The organism is Paenibacillus sp. IHB B 3084 (genome assembly GCF_001447315.1).
Lineage (GTDB): Bacteria > Bacillota > Bacilli > Paenibacillales > Paenibacillaceae > Paenibacillus.
The window spans coordinates 441,640-457,694 of record NZ_CP013203.1; the positions used below are offsets into that span (position 1 = coordinate 441,640).

8 protein-coding genes and 2 pseudogenes are annotated in these 16,055 nt (G+C 48.5%); 4 read left to right on the forward strand and 6 right to left on the reverse strand.

Annotation, left to right across the window (positions count from 1 at the left end; genetic code table 11):
* Positions 1-154 precede the first annotated feature (154 nt).
* From ASL14_RS29440 to ASL14_RS02075, 5 genes and pseudogenes are all read right to left on the reverse strand, one after another.
* Positions 155-1,440: pseudogene (locus ASL14_RS29440) on the reverse strand (MFS transporter).
* Positions 1,385-2,431, reverse strand: coding sequence for an ROK family protein (locus ASL14_RS02060; RefSeq protein WP_134910263.1), 1,047 nt, complete (start codon positions 2,429-2,431; stop codon positions 1,385-1,387). The pseudogene ASL14_RS29440 and the gene ASL14_RS02060 overlap by 56 nt, the downstream one beginning before the upstream one ends.
* Before the next feature lie 188 nt (positions 2,432-2,619).
* Positions 2,620-4,947 (reverse strand): helix-turn-helix domain-containing protein, encoded by a 2,328-nt coding sequence (locus ASL14_RS02065; protein ID WP_134910264.1) that lies wholly within the window; start codon positions 4,945-4,947, stop codon positions 2,620-2,622.
* A 299-nt stretch (positions 4,948-5,246) separates the two neighbouring features.
* Positions 5,247-7,799 (reverse strand): beta-mannosidase, encoded by a 2,553-nt coding sequence (locus ASL14_RS02070; RefSeq protein ID WP_134910265.1) that lies wholly within the window; start codon positions 7,797-7,799, stop codon positions 5,247-5,249.
* A 210-nt stretch (positions 7,800-8,009) separates the two neighbouring features.
* The gene (locus tag ASL14_RS02075) at positions 8,010-9,077 is read right to left on the reverse strand and encodes a LacI family DNA-binding transcriptional regulator (protein WP_134910266.1); all 1,068 of its coding nucleotides are present in this window, start codon (positions 9,075-9,077) and stop codon (positions 8,010-8,012) included.
* A gap of 281 nt (positions 9,078-9,358) precedes the next feature.
* Between ASL14_RS02075 and ASL14_RS02080 the strand changes: the two are divergent.
* Positions 9,359-11,049: pseudogene (locus ASL14_RS02080) on the forward strand (ABC transporter substrate-binding protein).
* A gap of 325 nt (positions 11,050-11,374) precedes the next feature.
* Here ASL14_RS02080 and ASL14_RS02085 read toward each other — a convergent pair.
* Complete coding sequence (locus tag ASL14_RS02085) at positions 11,375-11,947, reverse strand: GNAT family N-acetyltransferase (RefSeq protein WP_134910267.1); 573 nt, start codon at positions 11,945-11,947, stop codon at positions 11,375-11,377.
* 487 nt (positions 11,948-12,434) lie between these two features.
* Between ASL14_RS02085 and nrdI the strand changes: the two genes are divergently transcribed.
* From nrdI to nrdF, 3 genes are all read left to right on the forward strand, one after another.
* Entirely contained in the window at positions 12,435-12,794 is a 360-nt protein-coding gene (gene nrdI / locus ASL14_RS02090) for a class Ib ribonucleoside-diphosphate reductase assembly flavoprotein NrdI (RefSeq protein WP_134910268.1), read from the forward strand.
* On the forward strand, positions 12,781-14,865 hold the full coding sequence (gene nrdE / locus ASL14_RS02095) for a class 1b ribonucleoside-diphosphate reductase subunit alpha (protein WP_134910269.1): 2,085 nt from the start codon (positions 12,781-12,783) through the stop codon (positions 14,863-14,865). Before nrdI ends, nrdE begins: the two co-directional genes overlap by 14 nt.
* Before the next feature lie 207 nt (positions 14,866-15,072).
* On the forward strand, positions 15,073-16,038 hold the full coding sequence (gene nrdF, locus ASL14_RS02100; protein ID WP_134910270.1) for a class 1b ribonucleoside-diphosphate reductase subunit beta: 966 nt from the start codon (positions 15,073-15,075) through the stop codon (positions 16,036-16,038).
* Positions 16,039-16,055 lie beyond the last annotated feature (17 nt).

Genomic DNA, 16,055 nt, shown 5'->3' on the forward strand with positions numbered 1-16,055 from the left:
AAACTATTTTCTTCGTTCGAATCGCGTTAGGTATGTTGCCATGCCAAGTGACTTAAAAGTTGCTTTTACGCAAAAAAAAGCATCCTCCCTCTCATCAGGGTTGGGATGCTCTCTGTGTTTTGTTAAGTTTTAACGATGTAGTAGCTTCATTATACTACTCCTGCGGCGAAGTTTCTGATGGAAGACTCATGGATAGCTTGCGCACCTTCTCTGTCTTTCCATCTTTACGGCTGCGTGATACATAAACCATCATTAACGCACCTAAGGTCGCGCTGATCAGACAAGCCAGGTTCATAAGCTGCGGTCCCCCGGCATGAAGGAGGTATCCATTCAACAGATTACCTACAATGCCCGCCAGTCCGGCGAATACCATATTGAACACGCTTTGTCCGGTGGCCTGCATATCCTTTTCTGTCACATGCGATACATATTCAACGGCCGCAATGTAGAAAAATCCAAACGACAACCCGTGCAACACCTGCACAGCAATCATAACCGCAGGATCAGGAAATGCCAGTTGAACTCCCCAACGCAGCATATAGGCTACAGCCCCTAGCAAAAGGGTTCTCTCCAGCCCAATCCTGCGAATCACCCGGGAAGCCAGCAGCATGGAGGGCACATTCGTAATGGAAGCAACCAGCAGAGCAACCCCGACCAACCCCGTAGGTCCTCCTGACATTTTAAAAGCCAGTACAAAATAGGTGTTAAATGCGGTCAACGTCTGATTCACCAAAAAGCTGCCACCCAAAATATTAAAAACGTCTTGTTACGGATTAATTGACCGATACCGTCAGAAAACGATTTGCGCAACGCCAGATCTTCCTCCGTGTTTTTCGGAAGCGCCAGTGCCGTCAGGGCCGCAAGACCGTTCAGTACCAAAAAAGGCACCCAAATCATGGACACCGATAGAAGCGACACAAACAGCCCTCCAGCATAACCGCCCACCGCATTACCTATACTCGCCATAAATCGTATGCTGCCGTAAGTCGCTCCTGCCTTTTTCGCTGTCACGATCGCATAGGAATCAGCGATCGGCGCCTGTGTTGCCGTGAATATAGCCATAATCGAATATACAAGCGCCATCAGCACAAAATGCTCTGACTGATAACATACCGCCATCACACCCGGGACAGCCACACTCAAAATAAGCACCAGCCGCATTTGACGGTATTGATCCACAATAATTCCCCAGATCGGCTGAACCAGAATGGATACCAGCGTACCGATCGCCATCAGCGCACCAACACTGGTGCTCGTCAACCCGTTCTGAACCAGCAGTAACGTCAAATACGGGTTAAACATCCCCCCGGCCAAACCAATAAACAAATAAAAGCCTCGCAACTTCAGCATTTGTGAGCCAACCATCTGGAATCCTCCCTGTTGTTTAGCGTACCGTGCTGCCCAGAATCGTCGCCAGCGCTCCGATGGCCCCGGCTTCATTACCCAGCCCAGCAGGTACAATGGTACAAGGAATGTCCGTCCATAAGGCTACTCTTTGCCGAATTTCATCCAAATAATACGCGCTCCCTTCAGCCACACCTCCGCCTACAACGATCATTTCCGGGTTCAGCAAGCTGATCACATTCGTCAAAGCCATCGCCATATGAGCCAGTGCAGGCTCCAGAATCGTCTGTGCTTCCACATCTCCTTCGGCTGCTGCTTGCAGAACATGTCGCGCCCCAACATGGTCCCGTTGGCCATCCGCCAGCCGTACCATGTGCGTACCTGGTATGCCGGATGCGAGGGCCGATTTTACACTGTGCGTTATTGCCGTACCCGACGTTAAAGATTCGAACACACCGAACTCGTCCGTCCCTCTTCGTTCTGCCGCTTGCCGCGCCTGTTCTTCACCTGCAATCCAGTAGGCCATTTCCCCAGCTCCGCCTGCGGCTCCCTTGTATAGCTCCCCGTTCAAAATAAGACCACTTCCAATGCCTGTGCCTACCGTTACCATCAGCACATGACGTAATCCCCTCGCTGCGCCCAGCCATTGCTCTCCCAACGCAGCCATATTCACATCATTATCCAGCACCAAGCGTCCGCTATAGCGCTGTCCAATGACAGATCGTATACCGCCATGCATACCACTGTCATGTGTACTGTCGTGCATGCTCCATTGGAGCGCCGGGGCGTGAGTGATTCTGCCGCTATCGTTATCTACCACACCGGGAAAGCCGATCCCGATTCCTTTTAATTGCTCTAGCGTCAAGCCTTCCTGCTCCAGACAGCTTTCCAGCTCCCCGAACAGACTTTCAAAGAAAAAGGCGGCATCCTTCGTATGAACCGTCGGAATTTTATGCCTCACCACCACTTGCCGTTCCGCTGTACCGATACAGATCAGCGTCTTCGTCCCGCCGACATCAATGCCTGCCGCCCAGCCGGAAGCCTTCGGCTCATCCCCATATTGCTTTTGTACATCTATGTCCGCCATAGCCCATCCTCCGTCATTCCGGTTCGTCCTCATGCCTTCCAATACATCGGCCGTTGACGCCCTGTAGGTTCAAGATATGGACATAAGTATCGCATTTGTCCCTTGGGCCGCAATAAACTAAATTCCGCTCCATAAACCAACACCGTCTGCCCGCCTTTTAACGAATAAAATGCTAAAAAGGCGAGCGCCTAAAGCGCTCCCCCTGTTAATGATGAATCTTCCGGCTTCAATCTCAGCTTGCGATAATCTCCCGGCGTTACGCCAACCACACGCTTAAACACCCGTCCAAAGGTAATCGAATTGGCATAACCGACCTGGGTTGCAATGTGCTGAACCGTCTCTGTAGTGTTACACAGCATTTGCTGGGCATGGTTCATACGCAACCGGGTCAAAAAATCCACGAATTTCATATCAAACTCGGTTTTAAACAAATGACTGGCGTATTTAGGCGACACATCAAAACGTTCGCTCAAATGATTCAAAGATAAATCCGGATTCGTATAATGCTCTTCAATATATTGTTTCATCTCACTGACCATAGCCCGATAGCTCTTGGTTTCACTGGCTGCAACATAAGTCCGGTACACGGTGGTCATGTGCTCCAGCATCAGAGTGTGCATCAGAGCCAGCGAAGGGGCTGATTCGACCTCACCTCTCCACTTTAGCGCCTCCGGCCCGTTAAAATAACGATCCAGCGCACCCGACACGTCCTTCATCTCGCGCATTTCCCGTTCCAGCAACTCCTGTAGCCACTGAATCACAGTTAAAATATCCCCATCCTTCAACTTGTCCGTTTCCATCTTTGCGAATAGACCTTCCAACTGTCCACGCCAATCATGGCTGGCCAACCGAAAAGAACGGATGGTCTCCGAAATCAGCGGCAGATACGTATATAACGGAATTTCATTGTCCTGCGGAACCTGGTCACTGGTCACAATATCGCGTACCCCGAGCGTTAACCGATACCGAAGAGCAGAAACAGCCGCCAGATAGGAATCCTTAATATACTCCAACTCGTGAGTCTGGCCGCCAATTCCGATGGTGAGCTGTACACCCAGATGACCCTGTAGCCACTCGCAGCCCGTTTGCGCCATCTCTTGCAGCTTCACAGCCAGCAACCCTTCCCCGTCATCATCCTCTTTTCTTAGCAAAATGGCAATTCTTTCGCGGCTCATCCATTCTGCCCAGCCCTGCCAACCATAAGTGGCTGCAAGCTCCTGCATCACACCCAGCAACGACAGGCTTAGGCGTTGATCTTCACCCCCATGCTCATTCGAACTTCTATTGCCTGCTTGTATCCCTTCTGCTGTGTGCGGCTGCTCCAGTTCCAGATCATGCAGCTCTACCACCATGACGGCGTAGACACGGATAGCATCTCTCTGGGTACCGTCCACAAAAGGAGACAGATTATCCAAACGCACTGTGGCCGTTTCCATGGTTGTACCTTCCATCAGGTCAAGGAACAATTGCCGTCGCCGAATAAGTACATTCGCATGCTCTTGCTGTTCATAATCGACCGTTTGCCGAATCAGATTTTGCAGTGCGTGATCAATCATCCACAGCTCATCCTTGTTGGTTCCCCCATCAGGACTGCCCGGCAACTGTTGAATACGCTGCATCATCAGTTGAATCGGTCGGTAATTTCTGCGTGTTACATAGATAATGTAAACTACTGCCAAGACGACAACAGCCAGCCCGAGCACAATCCAAACGTAAGAAATGACAGACACCCACTCGAACAGTTGCCCGGCACGAATGCCGCTTTCGAAGCTCCAGCCTAGTCTAGCCGACGGCAGATGAGTCAATTGTTGTCCGTCTTTCTCCTTTACAGCCCCCCCTGTGTCAGATGCAGACGGGTAGATCGTATGTCCACTGCCATCCTTAATCACCAGATAGGAAACCGCCGGATTCGTCATTTGACCGATCATTTGTTCCAATGGATACACACCGATATTGATTACCAGCAGCCCTTGTCCCCCGAACGGCAACGGAAGCCGCTTATGCATCGAAATCACACGATCTGACGTATGTTTGCCCGGCTCCTTCCATTCCCGCACAGGTGACCACTGCCGATCCTCAGATCGCAGTGCCTGCTCGATATACGGATAATCGCCAAATGTCTTGGCATCCTGAAGACCGCTCCTGGTTAGTACCTTTTGATCCTTCATCCTGTAAATATAAATGGAATGTACCAATTCATGATTATCCTTGAGCGCACGCAAGCTTCCTGCCAGTCCATACAACATCGTGCTGCCGCTCTGCGCCTGTCCATTCAAAAAGTAGCTGTAACTCTTATTGGTTTCCGCCTCGCTTAATACGTCCATTTCTACCTTCGTCAGCGACTTTTCCACACTGTCCATCACAAATCCGGTCGTAATCCGATTCGCCTTCCCGGTTTCATTACGCGATATCTCATTCACGATCAGGAAGGATAAAAAAATGAGAATGGACACAGTCAACATAAAAATCGGGAAATAGGAAAAAAGCAATCTCCTGTACCAGCTCTTTCGCATCATATACCCCCCTGCTGCCTCATGCTTCCATGACCCTCTTTATAGAGCTTCGTTCAACAATAAGCATACTCGTGATGTCAGCTTTAATGCGCTCTTGATTATACTTTGAACCTATTCTACCAAAATTAGAGGCTGAATAGATAGATTTCTCACAAATATCCGTTGATATTCAATTCAAAAACTCATTTATGTTAAATATATTAACATAATGAAAAACGCTATACATATCATCACAAAATCATTTATACAGCAAAAAAAGGCTTATCCGCCTAAATGAAGTACGGATAAACCTGAACTGTTCTCTAACCTTGTATCCAATCTACCAATGAACGTACCGTCAGCTTGCCCGGAGAAGCTACCTCAAAAGCCGAGCCCCCCCTGCCAAGAGCCAAAAATTCCACCGTTTTCGGAATACCAGGTGCCAGATCCAGATGATTATCGCTGAAAATGCCTTCCTGCTCCGCTGACAGCCATACATGCCTCGCCAGTACATCCGAGCGAAGGTTAAAGCGGCTTCCTCCGCTTCCCTGTACTTCTATCACTTCAATATTCGGCTGTGGCAAATCCATCTCTTTTGTATCAGCAAAATAAACTTCACAGGAAGCCACCTGTTCACCGTGCTCTATCAGACGTGCGACCAGCATATGCTCGGCAGGGTTCTGTCCATTCAGCCATTTGTCGGCAGGCAGTATATGTACCAGCCCCGCTGCGTTAGCTCGCTGCTCTACCTGAATATCCTCTTCATGGATGGTCTTGCTGTCCCGAATCTGCAAAAGCGTCAGCCGCAGCGTGCCTTGAACAGGTTTTAGCTTATCGTTGACAATATGCAGCTCTTTATTGCCCTGATCCGTATCCGCCACGCTCAGCAGCACATCGGCAAAGCTGCGCTTAGCCGTATATTGCAGCGCCTTCCAGCGACCAAAATAGTCCATACTCGACCAGGAGGCAACGGGCCAGCAATCATTCATTTGCCAATACAATGTGCCCATACAGTAAGGCTTGCGACGCCGATGGGCCTCGATGGCCATTTTCATCGCTTCCGCCTGTAAAATCTGACTCATGGGAAGAAAAGCTTTAAAATCCTTCGGCTCCCGCATGTACCGTTCCATATATTCTTTAATCAGGCGATTGCCTGCCTCGTTCTTCTGATGCGCCAGCATTACTGTTGATTCCAGCTCCAACTCATTCTCTTCTGCATAGAAGCGCACGGACTTGTATTCGGGAAAGGACTGAAAGCCATATTCACTCATAAAACGCCCCACATGCACATGGTAATTTTCAAACGGCTCAGATGCATGCCATACGCCCCAGTAATGAACATCCCCCGCCGTCGAAGACGGATGAGCATGCTGATTTCGGTCACCAGACAGGCCGATCAGTGGAGACGAGGGCCAATATGCCGTCTGCGGGGACCAAATGTGTACCACTTCCGGTAAAATCCGGTGGAAAAGTGTCTCATAATCAGACCACAAGCGCTCTCGCTGCGCTGGCGTATAATCCTTTTTCCAGCCCCAGCCCCCGTTCTCCTCATAATGCGCCCAAGCCGAATCAATCTCATTATTGCCGCACCATAAAGCGATACATGGATGATTGCGCAGACGCTTGATGTTGTCCTCCGCTTCCTTTGCCACATTGTCCAAAAAAGCCTGATCTCCCGGGTACATACTGCACGCAAACATAAAATCCTGCCATATCAATAAACCGTATTCATCACAAAGTTCGTAAAATACGTCTTCCTCATAAATACCGCCGCCCCAGACCCGCAACATGTTCATATGAGAGGCGGCAGCGCTGGCAATCTCATGCCGATATCTCTCCCGTGTCACTTCCGTCGGAAAGCTGTCATTCGGAATATGGTTGGCTCCCTTCGCAAACACCGGAACCTCGTTCAGCTCAAAATAAAAGCCCTCTCCCGCCGCATCCCGTTCACGCACAAGACGAATGGAACGCAAGCCCGTCTTCACCGTTTTTTCCGCGATGACCGTTCCTTCATCCCGGTGCACAAGCTCGGCTGCAAACGTATATAGATGCGGCTCTCCAAGTCCCCGGCACCACCACAGCCTGGGTTGCTCTATATACAATTCCAGATCCACCGTTTGCCTTCCCTTCAGCAAACGAACAGGCTTCGACCACTCCCTCCCGTCAGCGGATATACGCAGATCGGCTTCTCTGATCTCACCCGCATTCTCAATCTCTGCCACAGCCGTGAGTCTGGCTCCGTCTGCACTGATTTCATCCTGCCGGATAAACAAGTCTCTAACGATAAGACCAGACCATGCCTCCACCCGCACCTCTCTCCAAATGCCGCTTGTCACCAGCCTCGGTCCCCAATCCCAGCCGTAGTGGTAAGGAGCCTTACGTGCGAAAACGCTTACCTTTTTGTCTGTCAGCCCCCCTGCTTCGGACTGATCATTTGGCGCGGGAAGAGCGTAACCCAGTTGCTCCAGCTTGGGCAGATCCTCAGCTACCGGAGAACGGAATGCAATTTCCAGCCGATTCTCCCCCTGCTGAATCCATGCCTTCACATCCCGTCTCCACATCCGAAACATATTGTTGGCCGACAAAACGGGGTGTCCATTCACCTTTACCTCCGCATACGTGTCCAAGCCCTCCAGCACCAGTTCTACACACGGGCACTGAAGCTGTTCCACACTCATTTCAAAATGGGCTTCGTATACCCAGTCCTGTTTGTCAATCCATTGTACCTCCGCCTCGTTCGTTCCGATAAAAGGATCAGGAATTTTGCCATGTCGTAAAAGATCCGTATGCACACATCCCGGTACTTTCGCGCTAAGCCACTCATCACCTGATGCGTTCCTAAACCTCCAGTTATACAACCCTGTCACATTGAACATCGTCGCAAGCCTCCCTGTAAAGATGATTGGGAACATCTGGACTCCTATATAAACATAACAAAAATAACATTAAGCTAACAAAATAGTCAAATCGTTTTTATGACAAAACAAATCGAAAAACAACAAAGAAAAGTCGCCTCGCCCCAAAAGGCTAAAAAGCGACTTTTCATCTTCCCCCGTGTACGGAGCTCGATCATCTATATCTGGACGTCAACTATATTTGATTGTGCTGATTGGGTGTTCATGTTCATCGTTACCCTGACTGAGCCGCGGCGCATACCCCTCCCGTACGACCAGATCTGCATGTAACAGCTTTTTCTCAACAGGCGAATCCGGGTTGGTTATGCGCCATAGCAATTGATCCACCGCACGCATGCCCAGCAGTTCCTTATCCACTCTCACCGTCGCATAAATCGGCATCTGCTCGCTCGTATCGTCAAAACCAGTCACTCCACAGCGCCTTGGGACGTCAATTCCCTTTTGTTTGAGCGCATCCACCACTTGCCCGGCAGTCACATCATTCACACATACAAACATCTCCGGCAATTCATCCTCGGTCAGCTTGTCCAATTCCTCGGCAAGCTTCTGCGCTCCCATGTGGAGCAAAGCTCCGTTTTGTTTTAAGTCTATTCCTCCAAGCTCCAGTGTGGAGCGAAAAGCTTCCCAACGTTCATAGAAACTGTGAGCATCGTCGATATTTCCGACAAATTGAAAACGGGTATAGCCCCTGCACAGCACATTTCTCATGAGTTCAGACATACATGTGCGGTTATCTGTAAACACCGTATCGCTTAAAAACGCAGCATCCCAATGATCCACCATGACGACCGGAATGCTCATCCGATAAATATTCAGCAATATAGAAGTAGAAATCGACCCCACCGTGATAATGCCCCTGATCGCCTCCGGATTCAGCAAAGAAAACATATCCTCTGTCGAAGGCTCCGTTAACGTGAGCATGTTCATCCCCTTTCGGTTCAGACGCTCGGAAATACCTTCAAACACAGGACCCCAATACCTGGATTCTCTGTTCTGGTGCCGTATATTCGGAAATAACACCAGCACAGTGCCCGACCATTCCCCGGCATCCGTGTCCCGAGGTTCCACCCCCGTTGTCTTTGGATGATTGCGAAAATAGCCCATCTGGGCAGCCAGCTTGACCAACACTGCCCTCGTCTCCTCACTTACTCCGGGCTTGCCGGACAATGCACGCGAAACAGCGAACTTTGAAACGCCCGCCGCATCCGCAATTTCCTGCAACGTTACTTTTCCACGCATCTTCTCACCCAACCCTATTCGGAATCTTTTTTCTGCCTCTGCCTTTCCAATACATGGGCGTACTAATAAACTGGTATCATCGTAGCACACTTTGTTTTAGATCATCAAACGATAGATTTGCACAAATCCACACCATCCACCAAAATATGTTTGCATAATAAAAAAACAAACACATAACAAATCAACAGAAATGACTTGACGGAAGGCTCGCTATTTCCTACAATTTACTATTGAAAGCACTTACATTATGTAAATCATACTTATAAAGGGGGATCTTGCAGATGTTCAAAAACAGGTCGGTACGACAAGGCTCCATCCTGCTCCTGGCTTTGCTGCTGCTCGTGACAACGGGCTGCGCGAACGGAACAGGCGGTACGGCAGAAAAGGAAAATCCCGATGACACCAGCCCTGTTACACTTACTTTTTTGGTGGTGACGCCAGCTCCAACTGGAATAATATGAAGGATGCAGTCGGGCAGGAAATCATCAAAAAAACGGGCGTCACACTGAACGGGGAGCATGCCGTCAATGGCCGGAGTGAGGAAAAGTTTGCTCTGATGGCTGCCAGCGGAGAGTATCCTGACCTGGTCTATCCCAAAAGTGATGTCGGCAAGCTGGTCGATGCCGGGGCACTCATTGACTTAACCGACCTGATTGACAAATACGGCCCCAATATCAAGAAAGTGTATGGAGACTATTTTAACCGTATTAAATATAGCCACGACGACCCTGCAATCTATACCATTCCGACAAATTTGGGCGTAGATCACATCGCATTTGACGCACAAGCCGGGTTCGAAATCCAGCATCAGGCACTTGAGAAGCTTGGCTATCCGAAAATCCGCACTGTGCAGGATTTTGAAAAAGCGCTCAAGGACTATGTCGCCAAATACCCCACCACTAACGGTCAGCCTACCATCCCCCTCTCCCTTGATGCCGAAGATTGGAAAATTCAAATTACCGTAACCAATCCGGCAGTTACCGCTACAGGCGGACCGGATGATGGAGAGTATTATATCGACCCCAAGACGTATAAAGCCATTCTCCACTACAAACGCCCGGAGGAACGGGAATATTTTCGCTGGCTGAATCACATGTACAACGAAGGACTGCTGGATAAGGACACTTTTGTGCAAAAAAGCGATCAATACAAGTCCAAAATCGCCGCAGGTCGTGTGATTGGACTCATCGATCAGGAATGGAACTATCAGGATGCCGAAAACGCACTCAAAGCGTCGGGCAAGGATGAATTTACCTACGCGCATTTCCCGGTTACGTTAAGCGAGAAATACGAGGATCATTCCCTCCAGCCGCTCGGGTTTGATGCTGCATACGGGATCGGAATTACAACCTCGTGCAAAAATCCCGTGCGTGCCATCAAGTTTCTGGATTTTCTGGCCTCCGACGAAGGACAAATTTTGCGCAACTGGGGAATCGAAGGCCAGCATTACAATGTAGAGAACGGCAAACGAGTTATTCCGGACGATGTGCAGCAACGTAAAAACACCGATAATTCCGCTTTTATGAGAGAGTCGGGCATCGGTTTGTACTGGATATGGGGGCCGCATTACGGTGACGGCATCAAGGACCCTTCCGGCAACTACTATACGACGAACTATCCGGAGATGATTACCGAAAATTACAGCCCGGCCGAAAAAAAATCCCTGCAAGCCTACAATGCTCGAACGTGGAAGGACCTGTTCCCGAACGAGAAGGATTTTCCGGTAAAAGAATGGGGCGCCGCCTACAACATGCCCGTCCCGACCAATACAAACTACAATGTCATTTATCAGAAGTCGCAAGACATTGTGCGCAAACGGATTCCCGAAGCTGTACTCGCCAAGCCGGATCAATTTGATGCTGTCTATGACCGCATGCTCCAAGAGTTGGATCAGGCGGGTGTGCCGAAGGCTGAAGAAATCTACACCGGACTGATCCAAAATAGGCTCAAGCTGTGGAACGGGGAAAAATAACGATCAAATAAGCTGAACTTAAAAGTTACCTATCGTGCCACTACGCAGTCGGATGGTGCTTGCCATCGCCACCGCCCCCGGGTTTCTTGAATAATCATATAACTAGGATAGAAATCCGGGGACAAAAGCGACCGCTTCGCTTGTACAGCACCATTCCGCCTACTCCGTTTTGATGCTTATTTTTTTAAAGTCAGCTTATAGTTCGAGTTTGGCTTATATGAATGAAAGATTACAGGGCTGACAGCCTAATGCTGTTCAGCCCTTTTACATTGAACGTTCTGTTTCGTTCCATATATACATGACACGATGATGACTGTCTGTTTCCCTACACGTTCTGCGAAGATTCCGTCGTTTGCTCCGCAGCCTCATACTCACTTCGCAAAATCCCCATCTGGATGATGTCATAGTATTGGCCTTCCCTGAACAGCTTTTGCCGCAGCCGACCTTCCTCCTTGAAGCCGCAGGCCAGATAGCAGCGATATGCACGCTCGTTGTATGCATAGACCTCCAGCTCCAGCCGATTCAGGTTCAGTGTATGAAATACAAATTTCTGTAATAGCCGGATCGCTTCACGTCCGTAGCCTTTGCCCAGATTATCGTCGCGTCCAATCACAACGCCGAGCGTGGCATGCCGATTCATCCAGTTGATTTTAAATAAATCCAGTTGTCCGATATAATCCAGCGTGTCTTTATGCGCAATAACAAAGCCCTTCATCTCGGAGTTACCGTCGATCATCATCTGTACGTAGGCTTCGCTATTCGTCTGAGAATGAGGATAAGTAAAAACATCGCTCAAACCGCGTGTAATATCCGGGTCATTGACCCATTTTCGTATTTCCGGTATATCCTCCTGACGATACTCTCTCAGCACGATGCGTTCCCCAATAATATGCGGCATAGTACATCTTCCCTTCGGTTATGTAATGGTATCTTAATATAGCGTCAAACGACCCTGAATCCATAAATCCATTTCCCATCATACGTATTCCCCCTACAGTAAAAGGTAGATTTAGCACAGTATCTCCTATTGACAAATCGTACATCTTCATCCTTCAAAACTCCAGTACATTTGTAAAATTCGCATGAAAAAAAAAGTTATTCTGCTTATCCCGCACCCCGCTTGGACTTGCCCCCAATCCTTGTGCCCAACCTTTTAAAAGTGATTGACCTCACCTATATATAGATATAAAATAGAAATCGTACTCTAAATATAGTGTATAACGCGTATTTTACACATATATCTTGAAAATACAGATATGGAAGTACCGATATAAATAGACGTTAAAATTTTGGCGAAGCACAGCCAGCAAGGGTTTGCGAATCTTTACAGGATTTCGAGCCTTGGGCAGATGCCGTTTTGCCAAATGTCAAGGAGGATGAATACAATGCTGATTGCTTATGATTCCAAGACCGGCAATGTAAAAAGATTTATCGGGAAGCTCAAGCTTCCGGCGGTCCAAATCCAGGAGCAAATGACTATAGAGGAACCATACGTACTCATTACATATACAACGGGATTTGGACAGATACCTGAGAAGGTATCTTCCTTTTTGCAAAAAAATGCTCAAAACCTCGTGGGTGTGGCTGCCAGCGGCAACCGTAACTGGGGCGAGAGCTTTGCCAAAAGCGCGGATTTGATCTCCGACCATTATAACGTGCCTGTCATCAGTAAATTTGAATTATCTGGAACGTTCGGCGATGTAGAGCGTTTCAAACAGGAGGTGAGCCGAGTTGCGGCATATTGAACTGAACAACATGTTGATGAAACGCGATACAGATGGCTTTTTCCAATTGGAAAAGGACCAAGAGGCTGTAGACGAGTTTATGAAGGAAGTCGAAGAACGGAGCTTGAAGTTTGCGGATACAGCGGCTCAAGTGCTCTACATGATTGAGAATGATTATTACGAAAATTTCTATAGTAGCTATACAGCTGACGAAATTAAGGATATTTTCCATATCACTCATAGTTATAATTTTAAATTTCCTTCCTATATGGCAGCATCCAAGTTTTATACGGATTATGCAGTGAAGAGTAATGACCGTAAGGTTTATCTGGAGCACTACCCTGACCGGGTGGCGGTCGTCGCCCTGCATTTGGGACGCGGTAACGCCGATACTGCGCGCCTGTTGTCCCGCTCGATGATGGAGCAGCGTCTCCAGCCGGCTACGCCAACCTTCCTGAATGCAGGCAAAAGCCGTCGTGGAGAACTGGTATCCTGCTTCCTGCTCGAAATGGACGACTCCCTCAACTCGATCAACTACGTGCTGAACACTTGCATGCAGTTGTCCAAAATCGGCGGCGGTGTCGCGGTCAACTTGTCGAAACTGCGGTCACGCGGCGAGGCGATCAAAGGTGTAGAAGGCGCGGCTAAAGGAATTATGCCTGTACTGAAGCTGATGGAGGACGGCTTCTCTTACGCGGATCAGATGGGTCAACGTAAAGGTTCCGGCGCAGCATACTACAACATTTTCGGATGGGATGTACTGGAGTTCCTGGATAGTAAAAAAATCAATGCCGACGAAAGAGTACGCCTCAAGACACTCTCCATCGGACTGATTGTGCCGAACCGCTTTTATAAGCTGGCTCAGGATAATGAGCCGCTGCATGTATTCGCTCCTTACAGTGTGTACAAGGCCTACGGTACGCATCTGGACGATATGGATCTGGATAAAATGTACGATACGCTGCTTGCTGACGACCGGGTGAAGAAAAAGGTAGCAATGAGCGCGCGTGACATGTTGACCAAAATTGCCATGATCCAGTTGGAATCCGGCTATCCATACATGATGAACAAAAGTAACGCGAATCAGGCACATGCTCTTAAAAACGTGGGCCAGGTTAAAATGTCAAACCTGTGCACAGAAATTTTCCAATTACAGGAGACCTCTGAAATTACAGATTACGGCCAACAGGATACAATCCGTCGGGATATTAGCTGTAATCTGGCTTCTCTCAACATTGTAAATGTGATGGAGCATGGGAAAATCCGCGAATCCGTTCACGAGGGGATGATTGCCCTGACCTCGGTCAGCGATATGACCCAAGTCGCGAACGCGCCGGGTGTTGCCAAGGCAAACCGTGAGATGCATTCTGTCGGTCTAGGTGTCATGAACCTGCACGGCTACCTTGCCAAGAACAAAATTGCTTATGAAAGCAACGAAGCGAAGGATTTTGTCCGTACCTTCTTCATGACGATGAACTATCACTCGCTGGAGAAAAGCATGGAGATCGCGCAAGCGGCCGGACAAAGCTTTTATGGCTTTGAGGAATCGGATTACGCGACTGGTGTGTATTTTGACCGTTATCTGAATACCGATTACCGTCCGACAACGGCACGCGTACAAGAGCTGTTCAACGACATCTATATTCCTTCTCCGGAGGATTGGGGCAAGCTGAAAGCAGACGTGCAGAAGAACGGCCTGTATCACGCTTACCGTATGGCGATTGCGCCGACGGCCAGCATTTCATATATTCAAAATGCGACGTCCAGCGTGATGCCAATCGTGGAACAAATTGAAACACGTACCTATGCGAATTCGACGACCTATTATCCAATGCCTTACTTGCAAAGAGATAATGTGTTCTTTTATAAATCCGCTTATCAAATGGATCAGTTCAAAGTGCTGGACCTGATTGCAGAAATTCAGCCTCACGTGGATCAAGGGATTTCGACCGTGCTTCATGTGAACAGTGACGTGACTACACGCCAATTGGCACGTTGCTATCTGTATGCTGCTCACAAAGGACTCAAATCGTTGTACTACACACGTACCAAAAAGCTGTCTGTAGAAGAGTGCCTCACCTGTTCGATCTAAGACCGTACTCATAAATTAACATTAGAAGACCTCATATATATGGATGCTTTTCATTAGAAGCTGTATCCAGCGCGATGTTCCGCCCTTTATGGGTTGGGACACGGCCTCGCGGATGCAGCTTCCGTATGTCAAGCATACGATGATTCGCCTACATCACCTTATTGTGACTCTAGGAAATCTCGGAAGCTGAAGGGAGAATGCTAAACAATGACAGGCATACAAGCTGTAAACTGGAACCGCTCGGACGATGATTTCACATTGATGTTCTGGAATCAGAACATTATGCAATTTTGGACGGATGATGAAATTCCGCTGTCCGACGATAAAATGAGCTGGGTCACCCTCAGTGATATTGAAAAAGATGCCTACATGAAGGTGCTCGGCGGCTTAACGCTGCTGGATACGATTCAAGGCGGCGTAGGTATGCCGCAAATTATGGAGCATGTGGACGGGCTGCAACGCAAAGCTGTACTGAGCTTTATGGCGATGATGGAGCAAATTCATGCGAAGTCGTACAGCAGTATTTTTACAACCCTGGCTTCTACGGAAGAGATTGACGGTGTATTCCGTTGGGTAGAGGAAAATCCGCATCTCCAGACCAAGGCGGAAACCATTCGTCAGTATTATATGAATATCCACACACCCAAAGACCTGTATCTCGCGATGGCAGCGTCCGTGCTGTTGGAAAGCTATTTATTTTATAGCGGCTTCTTCTACCCTCTCTATCTGGCGGGTCAGGGCAAGATGACATGCAGCGGAGAAATTATCGACCTGATTTTACGGGACGAAAGTATTCACGGTGTTTATGTGGGTGTGCTGGCACAGGAGATTTATGCAGAGCTGGACGAGGAAGAGCAACGGGATCTGTACCAGACGCTGGTAGGGTTGCTGCGCTACTTGCACAATAACGAGGAACAATACACCGAGCAAATTTACGCCCCTATTGGACTCATAGACGATGTCAAAGTCTTCTTGCGCTACAACGCCAATAAGGCCATGATGAACCTGGGCTTTGATCCGTTGTTTGAAGAAGAAGAAGTCAATCCAATTGTATTCAACGGCATCAGCACCCACACCAAGCAGCATGATTTCTTTTCTAAAAAAGGAAACGGCTACGTGCGTGCAATGAATGTGGAGCCGCTGACAGATGATGATTTTAATTTTGGCGTATAAATACAAAATACGTGAAA

Excerpts from the sequence above, each read along its gene's own strand:
- nrdF (WP_134910270.1), top strand. The coding sequence starts at position 15,073 with ATGACAGGCATACAAGCTGTAAACTGGAACCGCTCGGACGATGATTTC.
- ASL14_RS02075 (WP_134910266.1), bottom strand. The coding sequence starts at position 9,077 with ATGCGTGGAAAAGTAACGTTGCAGGAAATTGCGGATGCGGCGGGCGTT.
- ASL14_RS02065 (WP_134910264.1), bottom strand. The coding sequence starts at position 4,947 with ATGATGCGAAAGAGCTGGTACAGGAGATTGCTTTTTTCCTATTTCCCG.
- ASL14_RS02070 (WP_134910265.1), bottom strand. The coding sequence starts at position 7,799 with ATGTTCAATGTGACAGGGTTGTATAACTGGAGGTTTAGGAACGCATCA.
- nrdI (WP_134910268.1), top strand. The coding sequence starts at position 12,435 with ATGCTGATTGCTTATGATTCCAAGACCGGCAATGTAAAAAGATTTATC.
- ASL14_RS02085 (WP_134910267.1), bottom strand. The coding sequence starts at position 11,947 with ATGCCGCATATTATTGGGGAACGCATCGTGCTGAGAGAGTATCGTCAG.
- ASL14_RS02060 (WP_134910263.1), bottom strand. The coding sequence starts at position 2,431 with ATGGCGGACATAGATGTACAAAAGCAATATGGGGATGAGCCGAAGGCT.